This window comes from Maribacter luteus, assembly GCF_009674825.1.
Lineage (GTDB): Bacteria > Bacteroidota > Bacteroidia > Flavobacteriales > Flavobacteriaceae > Maribacter_A > Maribacter_A luteus.
Genome location: NZ_WKJH01000001.1, coordinates 415,495 through 436,273 on the forward strand (window position 1 = coordinate 415,495; position 20,779 = coordinate 436,273).

Sequence of the window (20,779 nt, forward strand, 5' to 3'; positions counted from 1 at the left end):
ATTAAAAGTTAAATATTTTTTTGTATCTAACCGTTTGTTTAGTTTTGTCCTATATTTAAATAGTAAATGCCAAGAGCAAAGAAATATAACGAAGAAGAAGTAATCGAAAAAGCCATGAATTTATTCTGGCGAAATGGTTATGAAACAACTTCGATGCAAATGCTTGAAAAAGAGATGGGAATAAATAAATTCTCTATCTATTCGAGTTTTGGCAGTAAAAATGGCGTATTTCTTGAGAGTTTGAAGTGTTATAAGCAAAAACTGAACAAACTCTTGAACAAATTAAAGGAGTCTGAAAATGGTATTTTAGGTATCAAGCAATATTTCTATGACTTTATTGACTTTACAAAAGAAACCGAATTCGGTAAAGGTTGTTTAGTGACCAACACAGCGAATGAAATTGGTGAAGACGCAGATGAACAAATAAAGGATTCTTTAAGGTCGTTCACAGAAGAAGTAAAACAAGTGTTTTCGAAAATCTTAAAGCAAGACAGAACCAAAGATGCTTCAACCATTGAGCAACAAGCGGACTTTTTGATTATATCCATGTTCGGTTTATCTTCCGCTACACGAATATTCACTAAAGAACAACTTCACAATTATATAGAAAACATTTTTAAAAACAAGTAACATTTTTTTTACTCTATAACTAAACGATTGTTTAGTTATGAAATGATCAATAACAATTAAAATTCAAAATTATGACAACATTAAAAATTCACGACATTGAATCAGCGCCAGAAGACAGCAAAGCCCTATTGGAGCAATCCCTAAAACAAAACGGAATGATTCCCGGTTTACACGGAGTTTTAGCCGGAGCACCAGAAATTTTGGAAGCCTACCAAACCTTACACAAACTGTTCACACAATCTTCATTCAATAAAGAAGAACTAACAGTGGTATGGCAAACCATTAATGTAGAGCACGAATGTCATTATTGCGTGCCTGCACATACAGGTATCGCGAATATGATGAAGGTTGATTCGTCTTTAAGTGAGGCATTAAGAAATAGAACAGCAATGCCCACTGAAAAATTACAAGTCTTACACGATTTTACCTTAAAGATCGTGCGCAATCGCGGACATGTAACACAAGAGGATTTAAATACATTTTACGCCGCAGGTTATGAAGAAAGGCAAGTTTTGGAAATCATTTTAGGTTTGTCCCAAAAAGTGATAAGTAATTACACCAATCATATTGCCAATACACCTGTAGATGCACCTTTTCAAAAATTTGCCTGGAAAGCAGAAACGGTTTAATGCCCACATTTCACGATAAGTTCGGACCAATGGTTTGAACTTATCCGATTTATACTTCGATTATGAAAAAATCCGTAAAAACGGTCACGGGAATTTTAGGTTTCTTTATGCTCATTCCCGGATTGGCAAAATTCACAGAACCATTTAAAACTTACATTTATTACCATCTAACTGGTATTGGTTTTCCATTCGCGGACCAAATGCAACACGTTGTAAAATTTAGCGAAGTTGGTATTGGAATACTAATGTTGTATTTAGCTTTTAAAGGAAATAAATTAAGTACTTCATTAAGAAACAAACTATTCAATTTTGGAAACCAAACTATTGTAATTATGATGATAGTTGCTGTATACACACATCTTCATCCAAACGTTCCTGCTGAAGTATTACCAATGGAATTTAAACCACCGATAATGCCAACTGGATATATTCTATTAGTGGTTTATAATTTCTATTTATTCAGAAGTAACAATGAAAAACAATGGAAATAACTTGGAAGTCATCAATAAAAAAAGACCTAAAATCTTCTTTTTGGATGTTAATGAAACCTTATCGGGTTTAACTCAACACCAATAGCCCATTCCATTACTTATAAGGCCGTTTCAAATTCTACTCCAGACAAAATTTTCTAATGGTATTCGACCGTTCAAAACAGCACGCAAATAGTATGTTCTTAAATTTTGATGGTCTTTCATATCTCTAAATTTATAAATAATAGTGCCCTATAAATGTCTACTAGAGGAATATTTAACTATCTTTCGCGTTTTTATTTCTTTGAAATTACACTATTATTATTAATCAACTATTTGTTAATCAATTCTTTAAGCATGAAAAAAATCACCTTATTATTAGCTTTCTGTTCTTTCGGGCTTACTTTTGCCCAAGCACCTTTAGAAGAGGGGAATTTACAATTAAATGCAGGCTTCGGTGTTTCGGGATGGGGAACACCTATTTACGCAGGATTGGAATTCGGAGTTGCTCCTAATATATCTGTTGGAGGAGAATTATCCTATCAATCCTATAATCACAATAGTGGTTTTGGCAGTGATTACAAGAGTTCTATCGTAGGGATTCAAGCCAATGGTAATTATCATTTCAATGAGGTTTTTAATATTCCCAGTGAATGGGATTTTTATGCTGGTGCCAATTTGAATTATTTTAGTTGGAGTACCAAGCTCGATGGAGAGACTTATGATTACGGTGGTGCAGATAATTTCGGCATAGGATTACAAGTAGGTGGCCGATATTTCTTTGATGATAGATTTGGGGTAAATCTTCAAATCGGTGGAGGAAATGTAGTGAGTGGAGGCCGAATTGGAATCACTTATAAATTATAAATACCCTTTTCATATAAACAGGGATGGTTTTCTTATCTGAAAACCATCCCTGTTGTTTTATCGTTGCATAAAGTAACTTACTTTGTTGAATTTGTCCCATATAGTACTGAAAATGACACTTTGTTCATAACGTATATGAACTTAAATCGTAAACACGGGAAAACCTTTCCAGATTCGGTTTTTAAGCTATTCCGGTAAAACAAATACCCTTCAGCCCTTAATAGACCCAAAAAAGAAGACATAAACGGGTTATAATTGCTTCCTCGCTTTTTTATTTCTACTACTTCTAAAACTTCTTCCGCTTTTTGTCCAGTAGTTAACTAAAGTCATCGCTACACTGACAACAATAATGAGAATTATGATTTGATAAAATTCATCTGGTAAATCCATATACTCAATATACGAAAAATAATCAAGATTTTTTATAGCCCAAATCAGTTGAGCCTTGCATTCCCGATTCACTGAAGCCACAACTAATGGCCAAGGACCGATCAAATGCCTTAAAAAACGATAAGACTTCCCATTTTTAGAAGAATTGGCTTTTATTTCCCGTATCTTTTACTAACACAACAAACTATTGGTTAATAACAGGGTCTAATAAGCAAAGGATGCCTCATAGCAATGAAACCCGAAAAAGGAGAAACCGAACTCATAAGAAGATTAAAGAATCCTAAGCTAAAAAATAAGGCTTTCAAGGATTTACTTGATGTTCATCAAGAACGCCTCTATTGGTATATCCGCAAAATTGTACTTACCCACGATAACGCCAATGATGTGCTCCAAAACACCTTCATTAGGGTTTATAAAGGCATTCAGGATTTTAAGGGTAATAGCGCACTACACACGTGGATGTTCAGGATTGCGTATAACGAATGCATCCGGTTTTTGGATAAGAACAAAATAAAACCTGCTTTTAACCAAAATGACAACAATAATGATTACCTCAACAAACTAACCCAGGACTCCTATTTTGATGGGGAAGAAGTACAGTTAAAACTTCATGCCATCATTTCCAACCTATCCGAAAAACAACAACGGGTATTTCAAATGAAATACTTTGATGATTTAAGTTTTCGTGAAATATCAGAAATATTGGATGTGAGCGAGAACACCTTAAAATCGTCATATTATAGCGCAGTAAAAACAATCGAAAAGGAAATTGTTTGCGATACGATACAAACTAATTGAAAATAAAAAGGTCTAATATATACCATGGCAAAGAAGAATAAAAACAGTAAGAACCCTATTGGGCAATCCGGAAAAGGCTTTTTAAATGATGATATCGATAAAAAAGGACTTGCCCAAGAGCATAAAGAGTATCTGGGGATGCATGTCCCGGATAACTATTTCTCCATATCCAAAGACAATATTTTAAAAAGTTTACCCATGGAAAAAGAACAAAAAAGAACCGTGTTTGGGCTAAGACCAATGATAGCCTATCCGATTGCAGCTTCAATTGTTTTACTGATAGGTTTTACTATTTGGCTGCAAAATGACCCAACAACCATTGAACAACAAAATGCAAATGTTGAGCAAATGAGTTCAATGGATGTAAATTCCGATGATTTTCTGGTTTCCTCACTCCTTATAGATGATGCGGACATGGATGGTTTTATGGATGATTATATCCTAAACGAAATAATCGTTGATGCAGAACTATCAGAACAACAACTGGAAAACATATTCATTAATTCCCTTTTTGTAGAAGACTCAATGATAAATGGATACATTGACCAAAGCCTGATTGAAAATGTCGTTTTATAAAGTTTAAAACAAACTTTTTTAATCTTTCAGGTTCTAATAAACAAAAGCACCTAACAGTAAAAAATATAATCATGAAAACAACAGTAAAAACATTAATCGCACTTTTTGGTTTTGTAATGCTTTTAACTTCAAGTGGTTTTCTTTTTGCACAGGAAACCGATTTAGGTCCACTTATGAACCAGCTGTCGACCGAACAACAAGAAATGCTACAAACACAACGTAAGTTGATGTTACAGAATCGAGAACAACTAAGAGCCACGTTGACAGATGAACAATTGGCTATTTTACAGGATAAAACCCAAACGAAGGAACAGATTAGATTACGTTTAAGGGAATCTTTCTCAGATGAGCAGAACCAATTATGTGAAAACCAAGAAGGTCAGTTACGTCAGGTAAGAAACCAATTCAGGCAATCCTTGACCCAAGAACAACGCCAAATGTTACGTGAACGCGTACAACAAAACAGACAATCTAGCGGTCAAGGTGAAATTAGAAATCAAAATGGTTTTGGTGGTGATGGTGAACGAGGCAGAAACGGACAAGGTAACGGCAGTGGAAACGGGAACGGGAACGGAAATGGAGGAGGAAATTAATATCCGTTAAAAGATGAAATCCCATCGTTCCATATACAACAAAAGATTACTAGCAGTTTGGTTGCTACTGTTTACAGTGGCGACCACTGCTGATTTATATGCCCAAGAACCGGAAGAAGATGAAATAGATTTACTTTTAGATGAACTTTTCTTTAACGAACAACAGTTTATAGATGATATTTTAAACTCATTCAACACCTTTAATTTCATTTACGTAAACACATCGTTTTATGATAATACGTTTTTCTCGGGTCGAGATTCCGGCATTGACCAATTCAGTATCGTTCCTCAAGTATCCTATTATAGTTCTTCGGGGTTCAATGTAAGTGTTTCCGGTATATTATACGAAACCTTTGAACCCAATTGGGATTATACCAATGTGTCGGTGGGTTATTTCAACACCGTGGGAAAAGATAAACTGGTGACCTATAATGCGGAATATACCCGATTCATTTATTCCGACGGTTGGGACACTTTTACGAACTCATTGAGTTTAGGTGTCGGGTTACGAACCAAGGAACGAAACCTAGGGACCAAACTCGGGGTTTCATATTTGTTCGGTACCGATGGGGCTTTCCAAATAACATCCCGAACATATGCCAACATAACCATTGCAAGGCAAAAAAAGTCAGTAGTCAAATTTAGGCCCAAAATCAACTTTCTTATCGCACAACAAACCATTGCATTGGAGCAATTGAACACTCAATTGACCGAACCCCAAACCGAGATTTTTTATGACGATATCTTCGATTTACTGAACACCCAAATTAACTTACCTCTTTCATTATCTACCAAATCATGGGATTTTGAGGCTGGGTACAACATTAACCTTCCTTCTCCCGTAAAATCGGAAACTGATTTAAAAACAACCGGTTTTTTTAATCTGTCCGTCGGTTATATAATTGATTTGGACAAGAAAACCCTTTAATGTGGTTCGCATGGATTAATAGAGTAACTGAACTATTGGGTTGCCCCATTTTCAGACCAGATACTTTTACCAATCCTTTGTTGCCTTGCGGATTTGCTTTTAATTCATCATTTAAAATTATTCTAAACCTTTTTAAGCAAATCTTAAGAAAAGTCTAATGCCGCTTTAATTTAAATACGTAACTTTTGTAGTATGAGAATCTTGATCGTAGAAGATGAGCCAGGTATATCCAACTTCTTAAAGCAAGGACTGGAAGAAGAATCCTATGCGGTGGATATTGCCGAGGAAGGCACTAAAGGCCTTCAACTGGCCCTTTCCGGGGAATATGATCTGTTGCTGTTGGATTGGATGTTGCCGGGTGTCAGTGGTATTGAAATCTGTCGTCTATTCAGAAAGGAATATAAAGACACGCCGGTTATTATTTTAACAGCAAAAGATACTGTTGATGAAACCGTTTTCGGGCTTCAATCCGGCGCTAACGATTATATCAAAAAACCTTTTCATTTTGAAGAACTTTTAGAACGGATCAAGGTGCAATTACGACCTAAATCCGGGGAACATTCCATATTTATACTTGGAGACATTACTTTGAACACCGCAACCCATCAAGTCTTTAAATCGGAGGAAGAAATTAGTCTTACCCAAAAAGAATTTGCGTTGTTGGAATATCTAATGCGTAACAAGGGTATAGTTTGCCGAAGAACCCGAATTATTGAAAGTGTCTGGGATATCCATTTTGAATACAATACAGGAGTGATTGACGTATATATTAATGCCCTACGAAAAAAATTAAAGCTAGGCGAAGATGAAAACTACATTCAAACCGTTCGTGGGGTTGGCTATATAGCAAAAGAAGTATGAGATTAAGTTTTAAAAACAGAATTGTATTACATTATATGATCGCCACTGCCGTAATCATGGCCGTGGCTTTTATGGTTGTTTATTTTGTAGTACAAGGAACGGTATATCAAAACCTTGATGACGACCTGTCTTTCGAAGCAGAAAAACATACCGATGAAATAAGGATTATCGGGGATAGTATCAAGATAAAGAACAAAAAGGAATGGGAGGAAAGAGAGCATCGTGAGGTTCAGGTAAACCCTGTTTTTATTCAAATCTTGGGTAAAGATGGAAACTATATGGATAAGTCGCCAAACCTTAAGGAAAATGTTCTCTCATTTAACCCAAAGCAAAACTATGGTGGCCATTTTAACGAAATCTTAAACAATAGGTCAATTCGGCAAGTACAGTTACCTATTGAGGAAAATGGTAAAATAAAAGGGTTTATACTTGCAGCAATGTCATTGGAATCATCAAAAATGGTATTGCTTAACCTGAGAAATGTTTTGATTATTTCCTATTTGTTTTTATTGGCGGGACTATATTTCATGTCTAGGTACTTGGCAGGACGTGGCATAATACCCGTGAAGGTCATCACCGAAACAACAAAAAGAATCACACAGAATAATTTGAATGAAAGGGTTATTCTTCCATATAACAAAGATGAGCTTTACGATTTATCGTTTAATATTAACGAGCTATTACAGCGTATTGAAAATGCTATCGAACGAAAACGGCAATTTACTTCTGATGCTTCCCACGAATTACGCACACCTTTATCAACTTTAAAAGGTACGCTTGAGGTATTGATTCGAAAGCCTAGGGAACAATCGGAATATGAGGAAAAAATCAAATACAGTCTTTCGGAAATTGACCGAATGACCGACACTATTGAACAACTTTTACTGTTGGCGAGATTAGATGTCAATTCAAGAACAGTGGACAGGTCTCCCGTTCCTTTACCGAACATCATAGACGAAATCCTTTCAGGGCAAAAAAAACAGATCTTACAAAAGAAACTTACCATAGCCTTCCAAAAAGGGGTGCTTTTAGAAGAAATGGTTCCTCAGTACTACACCCAATTGATAATGGAAAATATTATTGGTAATGCGGTAAAATATTCTAAAGTAGCTTCCACATTACATATCGAAATCACACGTTCGGGTCCGAATGTAATTTGCAATATCCAAGATGAAGGTGTCGGGATTAAAAAAGAGGATCTGGATAACGTGTTCAAACGCTTTTTCAGATCCGATGCACTCCACCATAAAAATATCCCGGGAAACGGTTTGGGCCTATCCATAGCGAAAAAGGCCGCCGATGCCATAAATGCCGAAATTCATGTAGAAAGTGAATTTGGTGAAGGAACCACTTTCACCATTTTATTTTAAGCCAAACTTAAGTTTCACTTAATCCAGTTTTAAGTTGGTGCCTATACATTTGATGTGTAATTGAAAATCACATTAAAATGTTGACAGCACCACACATTCACGCAATGGTTATCCACTTTCCGATAGCCTTGATATTAATAGGATTCCTATCGGAAATAATAGCGCTTATCAGTAAAAAGCATTTTTTTAAAAATGTCGCATTTTATCTCTTGCTATTAGGTGCTTTGGGAGCAATAGTAGCTTACGTAAGTGGAAGTTATGCCGGAGACGGTATGATAGATGGAATTCTGCAAAAGCCCATGGAACTGCATGAAGAAGCAGCGAACCTAACGTTATGGCTTGCCATTATTACGGCCTTATTTCGCGTATTGTTGTATTACTTCAAATATGAAAGTACGTGGTCTAAATGGGTCGGGATCGTACTATTTGCAGCTCTAGTCGGTTCCGTGGTCCGAACAGGTTATTTAGGTGGGCAATTGGTTTTTCAGCATGGGGCCGGAATAGAATTGGCACTACCGGATTTTGGAAATCAACCTACGGATTAAAGTCGATTTTTAATCAGTTCCCTTGAAGGGATATGGAAAATGCACGATTATCCTTGTATACACACACCCAAAAAAAGTAACTATTTAAAAATAAATAAAATGAAAAAATCAGTAGTAGCATTAGTGATCGGAATGGTATTATCAAGTATGCTTTTTCAATCTTGCAAGGACAAATCAGTACATAAAATTGAAGTCGGTACAGCAAATAAACAGAAGGAAATAGCGATGGGGGCCGATAAGGAACAGGAAAATCCCCAAAAAGCAACCATCCAAAACATGAAGGAAGCCTTTAAAGGAGAAACAACGGCACATGCCAAGTATGCTGCGTTTAGTAAAAAAGCGGCCGAAGAAGGTTACCCTGAAATAGCGATGCTTTTCAAGGCTGCATCCGGGGCGGAATTGATACACGCCAATAACCATAAAGTGGTATTGCAAAGAATGGGGGAGGGGCTCCCAACCGTGACCCCTGAATTTAACGTGGGCACGACCCTTGAAAATTTAAAGAATGCCATTGAAGGTGAAAGCTATGAGTTTAACACGATGTATCCAAACTTCATCAAGGTTGCCAATGCGGCAGAAAATTATATGGCACAGATAAGTTTGACTTATGCTTACAAAGTGGAGCAAAAGCACAGGGATTTTTATAAAGATGCCTTAAAAGCCCTTGAAGATGGAAATGTAAAATCTTTGCCTTCAGTGTATTATCTATGTCCAACTTGCGGAAACACCTATGCGACCACAGCACCATCGCGCTGTGAAATTTCCATGACCGATGCAAAATTATTCATTAAAATAGATGCACTTTAAAACTTTTTGATTGATGGTTAGTGTTTAGTTGTGATTGGCAAAGGCCCTGGATATTTTTCAGGGCTTTTGTTTTTTGGCCAATTGCCAAAGGGAACCTTTCTTAAGCGAATCTTAAGAAACCGTTTAGATGGCTCTTAGATACACCAAATACTTTTGGGATATAAATTAATAATCCATTAAATGTTAGAACGAATTATCCAATACAGCATCCATCACAAACTCATCGTTCTCTTGTTTACCGCGGGTATTATTGGCTTTGGCTTATATTCCTTATCCAATATTCCCATTGGTGCAGTCCCCGATGTAACCAACAATCAGGTACAGGTCATCACAACTTCGAGAAATTTGGCTACTGAAGATGTAGAAAAGTTTTTGACCTATCCTGTGGAATTGGAAATGGCAAACTTACCAGGGGTCAAGGAAATCAGGTCGGTGTCGAAGTTTGGATTATCCGTGGTTACGGTGGTCTTCGATGATGATTTGGGTACATATCTTCCCCGTCAACTCATTGCGGAAAAAATAAAAAGTGCAGAAGAAAAAATCCCTGCAGGTTTTGGAAAGCCTTTTATGGGACCCGTTTCAACCGGTCTTGGTGAAATCTACCAATATGTGATCGATGTAGATGCGAACCATAGAGACCAATACTCCTTATCCGATGTACGTACCATTCAAGATTGGTTGGTAAAACGTCAACTTTCTGGTATTCCGGGTGTTGTGGAAGTAAATACTTGGGGAGGCTACCTAAAAACTTATGAAGTCGCCATAAACCCAGAACGACTTCGCGCGATGGACGTTTCCATCTTTGATGTGTTCCGTGCTTTGGAAAAAAATAATAGTGTCGCTGGGGGCGGGTATATAGAAAAAGTAAATGAAAGCTATTTCATTAGGGGCGAAGGCCTTGTGGGCTCTGTTCAGGATATTGAAGATATCGTCGTATCCAGTAAAGAAAATGTGCCGGTCTATGTACGGGATATTGCTGAAGTAGGCTTTGGTCATGCCAACCGTTTTGGTGCCATTACAGGAAATGGCGAAGGGGAAAAGGTGTTGGGCCAGGTAATGATGCTTAAAGATGCCAACTCCAATGCCGTTATCGAAGCTGTTAAACAACGTGTGGCCGAAATACAATCCTCATTACCTCCGGGCATTTCCATTAATCCTTTTCTAGAACGGAGCGAACTTATCGCCAAAACCACTTTTACCATAGCCGAAAACCTGATTTTGGGATGCTTGATCGTGATTTTCGTAGTAGTATTGCTTTTGGGCAACCTACGTTCCGGATTGGTGGTCGCGTCGGTTATTCCAATGAGTTTGCTTTTTGCCCTGTCCCTAATGTATATTTTCGGGGTAGATGCCAACTTAATGAGCTTAGGGGCGATCGACTTTGGGATAATCATTGATGGAGCTGTGATCATTGTTGAATTCATTGCCTATAGAATCACAAGTCAACGAGCGAAATTATTGGCACTTCCCAAAAGCAAAAGGCAAGGTTTAATAGATCAAATCACATATCAGGGTGCCTCCAAAATGATGAACTCAGCTGTATTTGGGCAGTTGATCATCATCATCGTATTTATCCCGATCCTTTCCCTGGTAAACGTAGAAGGTAAAATGTTCCGCCCTATGGCTTTGGTATTCAGTTTCGCACTCACCGGAGCTATGGTATTGTGTTTTACCTACATTCCTGTAATGGCTTCGTTGTTCATAAAACCTTCAAATATCGAAAAACGAACGATTTCATCCAAACTCATCGCTTTTCTTGAAGAAAAATACCAACCCACTATTTCATGGGCATTACGTAAAAAGAAATTGGTTTTAGGTATAGCCATAGGTTTATTGGCAATTACTGCATTTCTATATACTAGGATGGGAGGCGAATTCGTGCCGACTTTGGACGAGGGTGATTTTGTGATTCAACCAGTATTGAAAACAGGAACATCATTAAGTAAAACTATTGAGGCTACTACTCGAATGGAAATAATATTGAAGAAATTCCCTGAGGTGGAGCAAGTTGTGAGTCGAATAGGTGCTGCTGAAGTTCCAACGGACCCTATGTCAATGGAAGAAAGTGATGTTATCATCAAATTGAAGCCAAAAGGGGAATGGGTTTCCGCAGCAACGAAGGACGAATTGGCTGATAAATTCAAGGAAGCCTTATCAGAAATTGCGGGTGTTGATTTTGAGTTTACCCAACCTATCGAAATGCGATTTAACGAATTGATTACAGGTGTGCGTGCCGATTTGGCCATTAAGGTTTTCGGCGAAGATCTTGATGTCCTTTATAATAAGGCCTTGGAAATAGAAAAAGCAATCCAAAACGTGGATGGGGCTGCCGATATTTCCGTTGAAAAAACTGCAGGGCTTCCCCAAATGTCCGTGAAATATAACAGACGAAAAATCGCAAAGTACAACTTGAATATCGAAGACTTGAATAAAGTCGTCACCATGGGATTTGCAGGTATACCTGCAGGTACTGTTTTCGAAGGGGAAAAGCAATTTGATATGGTACTTCGTTATGATGATGCCCACAGAAGGGATATTGAAAATATAGAAACGGCTTCGGTATCATTACCCAATGGCATGAAATTACCATTAAGTGAATTCGCTAAGATAAGCTATACCAAAGGCCCTGCTAAAATCTCGCGTGATAATACCAAACGGCGCATCGTAGTAGGTGTGAATGTGCGAAACCGTGATTTAGAATCCGTGGTTAAGGATGTACAGTCGATCATAGAAAAGGATGTTAAACTACCTACCGGCTATTCCATAAGCTATGGAGGGCAATTTGAAAACCTACGTACTGCAACGGCAAGATTGAAAATTGCAGTCCCGATCGCTCTAGTTCTGATTTTTGTATTACTCTATTTCGCTTTCGATTCCGTAAAGGAAGCCTTAATGATATATAGTGCTATTCCGTTGTCTGCCATTGGCGGTGTTATGTTACTTTATTTAAGGGGATTACCATTTAGTATTTCAGCGGGTGTTGGTTTTATCGCTCTTTTTGGGATAGCCGTGTTAAACGGTATTGTATTGATCGAAGAATTTAAGGAGCTCAAGGCACACGGTGTCAGCAATATAAATAAGCGAATATTAATGGGAACCAAAAACAGATTGCGTCCCGTATTGTTGACCGCCGCGGCCGCCGCTTTAGGTTTTTTACCGATGGCAATTTCAACCTCTGCAGGTGCGGAAGTACAAAGACCCTTGGCAACAGTTGTTGTAGGGGGGTTGATCACGGCAACAGCCTTGACCTTGATCGTACTTCCCATTCTTTATGCGATGTTCGATAGGAAAGGACATCATCCAAAGGTCAAAAACAAAGTGAATCTAAAAGCTCTTGGTATTTTTACCCTACTATTCTTGCCCATTTTAGCGAGTGCCCAAGAAAACCCTATAACAGCAGAACAAGCAGTAAAGATAGCCCATGAGAACAATAAAGGACTAAAGGCCTACGCCAAAAAGGTAGACCAGTCCAAGCAGCTCGTTGGCAGTGCAATCAACGTGGATAAAACACAGGTGTATTATGGTTATGACGAAAATAACATTGCCGAAAACGGTATTGCACTGAAAGTTTATGGGGTTAGTCAATCCTTACAATTTCCTACGATATATGGTGCCCTACGAAAAGTGGAAAAACAAAAAGTCGAGTTATCTACCCAACAATTCCGATTAAACGAGAGGGCCTTGACCAAAGCGGTTTATAAAGCCTATTACAATGTGGTGTACACTAACAGTCTTGTGGAACAATACATTTTTTTGGATAGTCTCTATAGTCAATTTTCCAGAGCAGCTAATAAGCGCTATGATGTGGGTGAAACCAATTTGTTGGAAAAACTTGCGGCAGAGGCCAAACAAAAAGAAATATCCATATTGCTCGCGCAAACAAAAGAAGGGGTGGCAAAAGCATATACCGAGCTCTATCAGTGGATGCAGACTGATTCGTTGATTACCCCGGAAGAGAAAAGTTTGCCCAAATTGGAATTACAGCAACCGAACTTTGGTAACCATCCGGGAATACTGTATTACGATTTCGCCCAGAAGTTGAGTAAATCGACCCTTTCTTTGGAAAGGCAAAGATTGCTTCCTGATTTACATATATCAGTCTTCCAAGGAAGGAATAACGGTTCAAATACAAAGCGATATAATGGTTTTCAGGCGGGCATATCGATTCCTTTATGGTTCGGGGCGAACAAGGCAAAAATCAATGCGGCTAAAACAGAGACCATGATACTGGCCGATGAGTCTGAAAATTATAAAATACAACTGGAATCAAAACACAAAGGCTTGCTTTCCGATTTAAACAAATTTCAAGAAGCCATTGATTATTATGAAAACACGGGGGGCAAACTTGCAAAAGAATTAACTACCAATGCTTCGAAATCATTTAAAAACGGGGAGATAGACTTCTTACAATATGTACAGTTGTTGGAAAGTGCCAAAAACATTCAAATCACCTATCTACAGAACCTAAACCAGTATAACGCCACGGTCTTAGAATTAAATTATTTAATCAATTGATAATGAAAAATAGAGTCAACAATTTTACCAATGCCGTAAGTCTGATAAGTATTCTTTTTGTGTTAACCATGGTTTCCTGTAACCCAAAAGAAAAAACGGAAACGACAAACGCAGATGCAACGATAGGGATTAAAGGGCAAGAAATCATTTCCATTACCGAAAATCAATTCAAATCGGGTGGAATGAAAGTGGGGAATATGTCGATGCAAGAGTTCAATACCGTTGTAAAAGCAAACGGAATGTTCGCAGTGCCTCCACAAAACCAAGCTGATGTTAGTGCCTACTTTGCCGGTTATGTTAAAGACATCGGTTTATTGCCAGGGGATAGGGTCAAAAAAGGACAGGTGTTGTTTACTATTGAGAATCCGGATTATGTTCAGGTGCAACAAGATTTCTTGGAAGCCAAAGGACGCTTGAGCTATTTGGAATCCGATTATGAACGCCAGAAAGAGCTGATGGCCGATAATGTGACTTCAAAAAAGAATTTCTTAAAAGCTAAATCGGAATATACCGTGACCTTGGTACAATATCAATCCCTTAGGAAGAGGTTGAGCCTTATGAACATCGATCCGAATACCCTAACAGGCGAAACGATAAGATCTATTATTACTGTAACCTCACCTTTATCGGGATATGCAACTTCCGTCAATGCAGGTAAAGGAATGTACCTAAATCCTTCCGATGTTGCAATGACCGTTACGAATACGGACGACCTACATATAGAATTGAAGATTTTCGAAAAAGACCTGCCAATGGTCAAAGTGGGTCAGCCAATCAACGTGAGGTTACAAAATGATATGGACAAGGTATATCAAGGTGTAGTCCATTTAGTGAACAAGTCTATAAATGCCCAAAGTAGGACCATAGATATACATGGAGATTTTGTTAATGATGAGGAAGTACAATTATTTGCCCCTGGAATGTACATTGAGGCTGAAATCCTGACCACTTCTGCAGAACATCCTGCATTACCTTCCAAAGCGGTTGCGAATATTGATAATGACTTTTTTGTACTTGTTAAAGAAGATGATTCGAATTTCAAAAGGGTATTGGTCAAAATAGGTGCTACGAACAATGGATTTACCCAAATCCTTAATACAGCTGATTTTAAACCAGATACTGAATTTCTGATCAAAGGGGCATTCAACTTGATAACTGAGTAAGCTAGGAACGTAAATTAATAACAATATGATGAACGACGCACAATTACATTTAGTAGTAAACCATCTTCCCATTGTGGGTGTATTGATCGGTTTTTTGGTTTTTCTGTCGGGTTGCGTAATCAAGAATCCCCAAGTAAAGAATACGGCACTAAGTATTTTCATTTTTAGTGCATTGACCAGTATTGCCGCTTTTTATACCGGCGACGGCGCAGAAGAAATCGTCGAAAATTCACCTGGAATCAGCGAAACCTTGATCCATGAACATGAAGAGTATGCGGAGCTTTTTTTTACAATGATGCTGATTTTAGGAGGCACATCGCTAATAACCCTGATTCTCCAATACAAAAAATACGCGTTAGCTACTAGATACGGTTTTGTTTTTGTTCTACTCATTTCGATAGGTTCCATGGTCATTTCAAAATATGTAGGGTCGAGTGGAGGCGAGATTCGCCATACTGAAATTAGACATGATAAAGATATGATTCAATTAAATGTGGACTATGACAGCGATGACGATTAAAAGTATTACGAAGTATTGTTCCGACATACTTCATAGTGACAAATGCAAGAATCTCCCTTTCCACAACTTTGCACATACGCAAGAGGTTGTTGATAATGTTTTCTTGATTTCCAATGCTATAGGTATACGCCCAAAAGAAGCGGACTTAATAGCTATTGCGGCTTGTTTCCATGATACTGGTTTTTCAGAAACCTATGAAGGCCACGAAGAAGTAAGCAAACGATTGGCCGCACAATATCTTTCTAAAACCAATTGTTCACAAAATAAAATTGAAAGGGTGCTTTCTTGTATCGATGCCACAAAGATGCCCCAAAATCCCACGGATATATATGCAAAAATATTATGCGATGCCGATTTGTTCCATTTGGGAACAACAAATTATATGTATAGGAATATGCTCTTGCGAAAGGAATGGGAACTGTTTTGTGACAACGTGATGACCGATGGGGAATGGCAACTGCTCAACATTAAGTTTTTGGAAGAACATCGATTCAAGACAACTTACGGAAAGGAGGTTTTGGAAAAAGGGAAACAAGAAAATTTAATCAAACTAAAACAATTAATACGAATAAAATGAAGATACTATTTCCAAAAAGATTCACATTGTTAATCGGTTTTATCCTTTTGTTCCTAGGAATTTCCTTCTTATTGAGAGTTGTTTTTCTTTTTTGGAATTTTTCAGAAATCGACCATGGGGTTATTTCTTTGTTTACCACATTCATTATTGGGTTCCTTTACGATATCGGTACTGTTTCATTTATTGCCCTAATCCCTTCTTTGTATTTTTTGATACTGCCCAAAGGCCTTATGGGTACTTTAGCGGACAGGGTTATTTGTTTTACCGGCTTTACTATTGGGGTGCTGATCATCTTCTTTTCATTCTTTGCGGAAATCACTTTTTGGGACGAATTCCATAGAAGGTTCAATTTTATTGCAGTTGACTATTTGATATACACCTACGAGGTAGTAAAGAATATAAATGAATCATATCCTATACCGATTTTGATCGGGGGTATAGGGATACTTGTAATGTTTACGGTTTTACTTTTTATAAGATCACGAATATTCAGGAGAACTTTTGAAAGCAAAGATCCTTTTAAAATTCGCTTGCTTCCCAGTCTATTCATTTTTGGAGTTACCTTGGTTTTTACTTTTTTCATTAAAAATGAAAATGCGGAATTTTCGGAGAACCGTTACAATAATGAACTTTCCAAGACCGGGATTTATTCTTTTTTTGCGGCCTTTCGGAATAATGAACTTAGCTATTCGGAGTTTTTTAAGACCGAGCCAATCGAAAAAGCGTTCTTAAAGGTAAATGAAAACATAAAGACTAAACAAGACAGTGTCTATACAAAAACATTCGATATTAGAAGATATGTCACCAATGAAGGTGAGGAAAAAAGGCCTAACGTTATTTTCATTTGCATCGAGAGTTTAAGTGCAAAATATTTAGGAGCCTTTGGGAACGATAAAAAGCTGACCCCTACCTTGGATTCTTTAGAACAACAAGGGCTATCGTTCGACAATTTATTTGCAACCGGTACCAGGACAGTTCGTGGCATGGAGGCCATTACACTTTCTATTCCCCCAACACCGGGCCGAAGTATAGTTAAACGAGCTAAAAACAATGATCTTTTTACCATTGGGGAGGTATTTAAGGAAAAAGGATATACACGGACTTTCTTTTACGGGGGGGATGGGTATTTTGATAACATGGATAAGTATTTCAGCGGTAATGGGTTTGATATCGTTGATCGTGGAAGGGGATTTTTACCTTCTGGGGATATCGTGACCAAGCGAAAGAATATTGAGGATGAAGAAGTGACTTTTGAGAATGCTTGGGGTGCCTGTGATGAGGATATTTATAAGAAAGTCCTAAAAGAAGCTGACATATCCGTAGTTGAAGGGAAACCTTTTTTCAACTTTATCATGACCACCTCCAACCATAAACCGTATACTTATCCCGATCGAAAAATAGATGTTCCTTCTGGGTCCGGAAGAAGCGGCGCAATAAAATATACGGATTTCGCACTTCATGGATTTATTGAAGAAGCGAAGAAAAAACCCTGGTTTAAAAACACCGTATTTATAATCATGGCCGATCATTGTGCAAGTAGTGCTGGTCGTTGGGAACTCGATGTTGCCAATTACCATATTCCGGCAATGATAGTAAATCTTGATGGCGGTGAAAGAGGGCATATTAAGAAACTTTGTTCCCAAATCGATATTTTCCCCACATTGTTCGCACAGTTGGGATGGGATTACGAAAGCAACCTTTTCGGATTGGACATCCTTAGAATGGAAAAGAAAGATGAACGTGCCTTTATTGGTAATTACAGAAAATTGGGCCTTTTAAAAGGAAATGAACTTATGGTCCTAGGAGATCAAAAATCAACGAATTTCTACAAATGGGATGATAAGGATAATAGCCTGCAACCATTGCCCCTAGAGGAGGGGTTCCTAAAGGAAACCATATCCTATTTCCAAGTAGCCGACTATCTGTACAATAATAATGGACTTTCCTTAAAAGTGAATGAATGAGAATTGTCCACTTCATCGTAAATCCAATTGCCGGTAAAGGAAAGTCCCGCATTACCGAGCATTACCTATCCACATACTTTGAAAAGGACCATTTTTCAATTGTTGTAAAATATTCCTCCTATAAAGGACATGCGACACTTTTAGTACAACAGTCCATAAATGAAAAAGCTGAAATCATCGTTGCCTGTGGGGGTGATGGCACGATCAACGAGGTGGCGTCCTGTTTGGTGAATTCTGAGATATTGCTGGGGATTATCCCAATAGGTTCCGGTAATGGGTTGGCAAGAAACCTTAAGATTCCGAAAAACTTAAAAAAAGCCATTCAGCTCCTCAAAGTGCAAAAAGTCATCCCTATTGATGTAGGTAAAATCAATGGCGATTATTTTTTCAGCAACCTTGGTTTTGGATTTGCTGCCAATACGATTTTAAATTTTGAAAGCACTTCCCAAAGAAGATTGCTTACTTATCTAAGAGCAACCCTACAATCAATCAAGACATTTAAAAATGATACGAAATACACCATTGAAATTAATGGGAAAGAAGCGGTCTTAAACCCTTTTTTGGTTTTTATATCGAACACCAATATCATGGGTTATAATTTCTCCATTACAAGAAAGGCAATTTTAAATGATGGTTTTCTGGATGTTGTGATGATCGATCGATTGAATAAATTTAAAATCCTTTATCTCGCATTTTTGGTTCTACTAAGATGCGAGCATAAGATCAAGGAATATTCTTATCATAGGGTTGACAATGCTACGATTAAAATAGAAAATCAGGACATGGAAATCATTTTTGAGCTGGATGGTGAATTGAAGAGAACAAACCCTGTAATATTGCATTTAGAGGTTTTAAAAGAAAGTCTAAAGGTGATAGTTTAAGTAATGTATAATCCATTGCTAGTTAGAGACTTCTTACAAACCCCGAAGCTTCAGGGCACTCGGTCTTTCAATCTGTGATTTATTTACTAAATTTAGAGCTAACCCACGTAACTACACTTAGGCCAACCATTTTGCTTCATTATGACCAACCAATAACCTATGATAAAATTCTTTAGACGAATAAGATAACAAGTTTTAATTGAAAACAAGTTAAGCAATATTAACTTTACGCAATCGTAGAAACTGTTCTTGTTGTTATTGGAATTTTAATTGAATTACAAATAAACAATTGGAATGAGATAAGATAACGCTGAAACAAATAAAATCAATAACGAAATAAACGCTAAATTTTTAAATAATAGAATAATATTAAAGATTTAGAGGCTACTAACAATTATGTTCGTTCTGTATTGAGTTTAATAAATAAAAGTGAAACTGAATACAAGTTAATTAGCGTTGACAGTATAATCAACGATTCATTGAAATATAGAAATTACACCCCATCAAATAGCACAATACGGGAGTTAACAAGTTCAGGAAAACTCGATCTAGTCCTAGACAGTTCACTGAAAGAAAATCTATTTAATTGATTGTAATTAATTGAAGACGCTGATGATGATTTCAAGAATCAAGATTTGCAAACTTCCACTCAGTTAATTCCATATTTGGACAGAATCATATCGATGAAAAACGAACATTTATGAGAATGTTGGAATTGATAAAAAATCGGAACTTTTTAATACTGCCGCTTATTATAAAGTGTTCCACGACTTGAAATTTAAGAATTTATATCAAGGAAAATTACAATGGAATATTGTTATGATAAATTATTATAAAGAAATGGACTCGTTGGCTTTAGAAATAATAAATCAAACAGAAAATAAAAGTAAAGGACTACAGGTAACAAGTCCCCAATATAAACCCTTATTCATTCTTTAAAATCCCGATAAAATCTTTTCTTGGTATTTCTTTGGCCCCAAGACTTTCCAAATGTTTGGTGTACGATTGGCAATCGATCAAACGGTATTTTTTTTCTTGTAACTCATTGGCCAAATGTATAAGGGCGAACTTAGAGGCATTGCTCACCGCACTGAACATACTTTCCCCGCAAAAAACATGACCAAGATCAATCCCATATAATCCCCCGACCAATTCACCTTTTTCCCAAACCTCATAGGAGTGGGCATGACCCAATTTGTGCAATTTTATATAGGCCTCTTTCATATCCTGGGTTATCCAAGTGCCATCTTGCCCCTCTCGCCTTATTTTGGCACAACGAGCGATCACCTTTTCAAAGCACGTGTTCTTGGTAAAAGTAAACTGATCGCTTTTCAAGACCTTACGCATGCTTTTGGATATCTTTATCTGATCGGGAAACAATACCATTCTAGGATCGGGACTCCACCATAAGATCATGGATCCTTCATTGAACCATGGAAAAATACCCTGTTCATAGGCCAACATTAAACGCTCTGGGGAAAGATCCCCTCCAAAGGCCAATAATCCTTCATGATTTGCATTTTCAACGGGCGGAAAAGACATCTCCCTTCCAAGAAAAACCAAAGGGCCATATGAACTGTCTTTCTTCACGAATACACTTTATACTAAAGTTATTAAATCAATGGACAACCATGAAATAGAAAACAAAAAAAGACCCCTAAGGGTCTTTTTATTGGTTTAATCAAAAGGTTTTGA

The 20,779-nt window shown here is 37.4% G+C and carries 19 protein-coding genes; 18 read left to right on the plus strand and 1 reads right to left on the minus strand.

Features of this window, described 5'->3' with window-relative positions:
• Nucleotides 1-66 precede the first annotated feature (66 nt).
• The 18 genes from GJ691_RS01660 to GJ691_RS01745 all read left to right on the plus strand — a co-directional run bounded on the left by GJ691_RS01660 (nucleotide 67) and on the right by GJ691_RS01745 (nucleotide 19,084).
• Nucleotides 67-630, plus strand: a complete 564-nt coding sequence (locus GJ691_RS01660; protein WP_154363105.1) for a TetR/AcrR family transcriptional regulator — start codon at nucleotides 67-69, stop codon at nucleotides 628-630.
• 71 nt (nucleotides 631-701) lie between these two features.
• Nucleotides 702-1,259, plus strand: a complete 558-nt coding sequence (locus tag GJ691_RS01665; protein ID WP_154363107.1) for a carboxymuconolactone decarboxylase family protein — start codon at nucleotides 702-704, stop codon at nucleotides 1,257-1,259.
• A gap of 62 nt (nucleotides 1,260-1,321) precedes the next feature.
• Nucleotides 1,322-1,750 carry a hypothetical protein gene (locus GJ691_RS01670; protein WP_154363109.1) on the plus strand — a complete coding sequence of 143 codons (429 nt, stop codon included), beginning with the start codon at nucleotides 1,322-1,324 and terminating at the stop codon, nucleotides 1,748-1,750.
• A 336-nt stretch (nucleotides 1,751-2,086) separates the two neighbouring features.
• Nucleotides 2,087-2,596, plus strand: coding sequence for a DUF3575 domain-containing protein (locus GJ691_RS01675; protein WP_154363111.1), 510 nt, complete (start codon nucleotides 2,087-2,089; stop codon nucleotides 2,594-2,596).
• 621 nt (nucleotides 2,597-3,217) lie between these two features.
• Nucleotides 3,218-3,784, plus strand: coding sequence for an RNA polymerase sigma factor (locus tag GJ691_RS01680; protein ID WP_154363113.1), 567 nt, complete (start codon nucleotides 3,218-3,220; stop codon nucleotides 3,782-3,784).
• A gap of 24 nt (nucleotides 3,785-3,808) precedes the next feature.
• Entirely contained in the window at nucleotides 3,809-4,360 is a 552-nt protein-coding gene (locus GJ691_RS01685) for a hypothetical protein (protein ID WP_154363115.1), read from the plus strand.
• A 71-nt stretch (nucleotides 4,361-4,431) separates the two neighbouring features.
• On the plus strand, nucleotides 4,432-4,953 hold the full coding sequence (locus GJ691_RS01690; protein ID WP_154363117.1) for a hypothetical protein: 522 nt from the start codon (nucleotides 4,432-4,434) through the stop codon (nucleotides 4,951-4,953).
• Nucleotides 4,954-4,966: 13 nt separating this feature from the next.
• Nucleotides 4,967-5,881: a hypothetical protein gene (locus tag GJ691_RS01695; protein ID WP_154363120.1), complete on the plus strand. Its 915-nt coding sequence runs from the start codon at nucleotides 4,967-4,969 to the stop codon at nucleotides 5,879-5,881.
• Between the two features lie 192 nt (nucleotides 5,882-6,073).
• Entirely contained in the window at nucleotides 6,074-6,742 is a 669-nt protein-coding gene (locus GJ691_RS01700) for a response regulator transcription factor (protein ID WP_154363122.1), read from the plus strand.
• The gene (locus GJ691_RS01705) at nucleotides 6,739-8,112 is read left to right on the plus strand and encodes a sensor histidine kinase (RefSeq protein WP_154363124.1); all 1,374 of its coding nucleotides are present in this window, start codon (nucleotides 6,739-6,741) and stop codon (nucleotides 8,110-8,112) included. The genes GJ691_RS01700 and GJ691_RS01705 overlap by 4 nt, the downstream gene beginning before the upstream one ends.
• A 77-nt stretch (nucleotides 8,113-8,189) precedes the next feature.
• Nucleotides 8,190-8,657 carry a DUF2231 domain-containing protein gene (locus tag GJ691_RS01710; protein ID WP_154363126.1) on the plus strand — a complete coding sequence of 156 codons (468 nt, stop codon included), beginning with the start codon at nucleotides 8,190-8,192 and terminating at the stop codon, nucleotides 8,655-8,657.
• A 99-nt stretch (nucleotides 8,658-8,756) separates the two neighbouring features.
• Complete coding sequence (locus GJ691_RS01715) at nucleotides 8,757-9,464, plus strand: rubrerythrin family protein (RefSeq protein WP_179954994.1); 708 nt, start codon at nucleotides 8,757-8,759, stop codon at nucleotides 9,462-9,464.
• Nucleotides 9,465-9,644: 180 nt separating this feature from the next.
• Nucleotides 9,645-13,979, plus strand: coding sequence for a CusA/CzcA family heavy metal efflux RND transporter (locus GJ691_RS01720; RefSeq protein ID WP_154363130.1), 4,335 nt, complete (start codon nucleotides 9,645-9,647; stop codon nucleotides 13,977-13,979).
• A gap of 2 nt (nucleotides 13,980-13,981) precedes the next feature.
• Nucleotides 13,982-15,142, plus strand: coding sequence for an efflux RND transporter periplasmic adaptor subunit (locus tag GJ691_RS01725; RefSeq protein ID WP_154363132.1), 1,161 nt, complete (start codon nucleotides 13,982-13,984; stop codon nucleotides 15,140-15,142).
• Between the two features lie 25 nt (nucleotides 15,143-15,167).
• Nucleotides 15,168-15,662 carry a hypothetical protein gene (locus GJ691_RS01730; protein WP_246200080.1) on the plus strand — a complete coding sequence of 165 codons (495 nt, stop codon included), beginning with the start codon at nucleotides 15,168-15,170 and terminating at the stop codon, nucleotides 15,660-15,662.
• Complete coding sequence (locus GJ691_RS01735; RefSeq protein ID WP_179954995.1) at nucleotides 15,643-16,239, plus strand: HD domain-containing protein; 597 nt, start codon at nucleotides 15,643-15,645, stop codon at nucleotides 16,237-16,239. Before GJ691_RS01730 ends, GJ691_RS01735 begins: the two co-directional genes overlap by 20 nt.
• The gene (locus GJ691_RS01740; protein WP_154363135.1) at nucleotides 16,236-18,203 is read left to right on the plus strand and encodes an LTA synthase family protein; all 1,968 of its coding nucleotides are present in this window, start codon (nucleotides 16,236-16,238) and stop codon (nucleotides 18,201-18,203) included. Before GJ691_RS01735 ends, GJ691_RS01740 begins: the two co-directional genes overlap by 4 nt.
• Nucleotides 18,200-19,084, plus strand: coding sequence for a diacylglycerol/lipid kinase family protein (locus GJ691_RS01745; protein WP_154363138.1), 885 nt, complete (start codon nucleotides 18,200-18,202; stop codon nucleotides 19,082-19,084). The genes GJ691_RS01740 and GJ691_RS01745 overlap by 4 nt, the downstream gene beginning before the upstream one ends.
• A 924-nt stretch (nucleotides 19,085-20,008) precedes the next feature.
• Here GJ691_RS01745 and aat read toward each other — a convergent pair.
• Complete coding sequence (gene aat / locus GJ691_RS01750; protein WP_154363690.1) at nucleotides 20,009-20,626, minus strand: leucyl/phenylalanyl-tRNA--protein transferase; 618 nt, start codon at nucleotides 20,624-20,626, stop codon at nucleotides 20,009-20,011.
• Between the last annotated feature and the right edge of the window lie 153 nt (nucleotides 20,627-20,779).

What these genes read in the sequence shown, in the direction of transcription:
- GJ691_RS01660 (WP_154363105.1), top strand. Translation starts at nt 67, where the DNA reads ATGCCAAGAGCAAAGAAATATAACGAAGAAGAAGTAATCGAAAAAGCC.
- GJ691_RS01665 (WP_154363107.1), top strand. Translation starts at nt 702, where the DNA reads ATGACAACATTAAAAATTCACGACATTGAATCAGCGCCAGAAGACAGC.
- GJ691_RS01670 (WP_154363109.1), top strand. Translation starts at nt 1,322, where the DNA reads ATGAAAAAATCCGTAAAAACGGTCACGGGAATTTTAGGTTTCTTTATG.
- GJ691_RS01675 (WP_154363111.1), top strand. Translation starts at nt 2,087, where the DNA reads ATGAAAAAAATCACCTTATTATTAGCTTTCTGTTCTTTCGGGCTTACT.
- GJ691_RS01680 (WP_154363113.1), top strand. Translation starts at nt 3,218, where the DNA reads ATGAAACCCGAAAAAGGAGAAACCGAACTCATAAGAAGATTAAAGAAT.
- GJ691_RS01685 (WP_154363115.1), top strand. Translation starts at nt 3,809, where the DNA reads ATGGCAAAGAAGAATAAAAACAGTAAGAACCCTATTGGGCAATCCGGA.
- GJ691_RS01690 (WP_154363117.1), top strand. Translation starts at nt 4,432, where the DNA reads ATGAAAACAACAGTAAAAACATTAATCGCACTTTTTGGTTTTGTAATG.
- GJ691_RS01695 (WP_154363120.1), top strand. Translation starts at nt 4,967, where the DNA reads ATGAAATCCCATCGTTCCATATACAACAAAAGATTACTAGCAGTTTGG.
- GJ691_RS01700 (WP_154363122.1), top strand. Translation starts at nt 6,074, where the DNA reads ATGAGAATCTTGATCGTAGAAGATGAGCCAGGTATATCCAACTTCTTA.
- GJ691_RS01705 (WP_154363124.1), top strand. Translation starts at nt 6,739, where the DNA reads ATGAGATTAAGTTTTAAAAACAGAATTGTATTACATTATATGATCGCC.
- GJ691_RS01710 (WP_154363126.1), top strand. Translation starts at nt 8,190, where the DNA reads ATGTTGACAGCACCACACATTCACGCAATGGTTATCCACTTTCCGATA.
- GJ691_RS01715 (WP_179954994.1), top strand. Translation starts at nt 8,757, where the DNA reads ATGAAAAAATCAGTAGTAGCATTAGTGATCGGAATGGTATTATCAAGT.
- GJ691_RS01720 (WP_154363130.1), top strand. Translation starts at nt 9,645, where the DNA reads ATGTTAGAACGAATTATCCAATACAGCATCCATCACAAACTCATCGTT.
- GJ691_RS01725 (WP_154363132.1), top strand. Translation starts at nt 13,982, where the DNA reads ATGAAAAATAGAGTCAACAATTTTACCAATGCCGTAAGTCTGATAAGT.
- GJ691_RS01730 (WP_246200080.1), top strand. Translation starts at nt 15,168, where the DNA reads ATGATGAACGACGCACAATTACATTTAGTAGTAAACCATCTTCCCATT.
- GJ691_RS01735 (WP_179954995.1), top strand. Translation starts at nt 15,643, where the DNA reads ATGACAGCGATGACGATTAAAAGTATTACGAAGTATTGTTCCGACATA.
- GJ691_RS01740 (WP_154363135.1), top strand. Translation starts at nt 16,236, where the DNA reads ATGAAGATACTATTTCCAAAAAGATTCACATTGTTAATCGGTTTTATC.
- GJ691_RS01745 (WP_154363138.1), top strand. Translation starts at nt 18,200, where the DNA reads ATGAGAATTGTCCACTTCATCGTAAATCCAATTGCCGGTAAAGGAAAG.
- aat (WP_154363690.1), bottom strand. Translation starts at nt 20,626, where the DNA reads ATGTCTTTTCCGCCCGTTGAAAATGCAAATCATGAAGGATTATTGGCC.